The organism is Aquaticitalea lipolytica (assembly GCF_014641635.1).
Lineage (GTDB): Bacteria > Bacteroidota > Bacteroidia > Flavobacteriales > Flavobacteriaceae > Aquaticitalea > Aquaticitalea lipolytica.
Map to the genome: position 1 here is coordinate 1 of NZ_BMIC01000024.1, position 1,535 is coordinate 1,535.

The following is a 1,535-nucleotide window of genomic DNA, read 5'->3' on the forward strand; positions in this document are numbered from 1 at the left end:
CTGAAACATTGTTTTCAACTTTTTTTGTGATGACATGCTCATTATTGATTAATAATGATACACCAATATCTTGGGGCAAGATGTTTGATAATTCTACGATTGAATCCGCTTCAGCATTGTTTTTTAAATCAATCTCATTCTTTTTTTTATTTAAAACAGTTACATATAAACGAGTAGCTCCATTTTTTGAAGTATGCTCAATACCGCAATATTGGTTTTTAAATAGGAGATATGTTTTAATATCTTGAAGCATTAATAAATTATTGTAGGTTTAATCAGAACAGTTAATTTTGACTTACTCGCTTCGCGCTTACGCTTACTAAAGAGCCATTTGATCACAGGTATTCTTGCTAAAAAAGGAACTCCTGATCCAGAATTATTTTTATATTGTTCTTCTAATCCACCTAAAATTGCAATATCTTGATCTTGCATACGAATGATTGAAGTAAATGTCCGTGAGTTGATATCTGGTGGAGCATCTTCTGCAATTCGCTGACCAAAACTTGATTGAATGACAAAAATGTCCAGAAGTACTTGACCATCACTAGATACAGAGGGCTTAATTGTCAGTCCCAATTCAACATCAATAGGGTAATAGTTTGTAAATTCTGTAGTTTGAGGGTTATCAGTTCCATAAATGTTGCGTTGTGTTACAGCATAATAGGAAGTTTGACCATTTGAAAAAGTAGCTCTATGACCGTTTAAAGTAGCTAGCTTTGGTGTAGAACGAATTTTTAAATCCCCATTAGCTTCCATTGCTTTAATAGTAGCAAAAAAATTAGGCACCACTTTACCAATATTAAAACCTGCAAAATCATTAAAGCCTCCAATAATATTATTTATAGTTTGTGAACCAAGCGTTAAGTTTGTTTCAGGAAAAATACCACCTTTTGTTTTTGATGGATTATCTCCAATACCCCAACTAACTCCAGTTTCGATTGTGTTGTTTTTGCTTACTTCAATAATCATTACTTCAATTAAAACAACAGGAACAGGTTTGTCTATATTTTTTACAAAGGCTTTAAATCGTTCTATCTCAGTACTAGCACCAATGGCATAAAAACTATTTAGCTCATAATCAACTTTAATATCTAATGAGGCTTGAATTTCACTTGGAATAAGATCCAATATCGATTTGATTTCACTATTAGATGTTCTAGATAGATTGGATTGGTTGGAAAATTGATTTGATGAATTTTGGTTTCTATTAGTATTAAAGTTATCGTATTGGTTACTATAGTTTGAATTGGATTGAAAATTAAAATTTCGACTGCTGATTGTACTACTCCCTTGTGGGTCTGAAAGCAGTTCTATTGAACGAAACTGAAGTGGAATAACTTCTACTTTTCTAACACTTAATTGTTTTTCAGTTCCAAAAAAGTAAAGAGTTCCATCTTTCTTAAAAACAAATTTTTCAGGAGAGTTATTGTCTGTAAAGTTTTTGGTTTGTCCATTAGCATTTACAATGTTTTGAGTATTGCTAATTTGGGTTTCAAATAATTTAACTAATAAGTCATCAAAAGTTATAGATTTTG

Annotated in this window: 2 protein-coding genes; both read right to left on the minus strand. The window is 31.2% G+C overall.

Translation table 11 applies throughout. The features are described from left to right. The coding region (locus IEW41_RS14405; protein WP_188607078.1) for a hypothetical protein at positions 1 to 253 on the minus strand (253 nt) is incomplete at its 3' end. Beyond that, a partial coding sequence (locus IEW41_RS14410) for a type II secretion system protein GspD (RefSeq protein WP_373282968.1) occupies positions 253 to 1,535 on the minus strand: 1,283 nt, incomplete at its 5' end. The genes IEW41_RS14405 and IEW41_RS14410, both read right to left, overlap by 1 nt.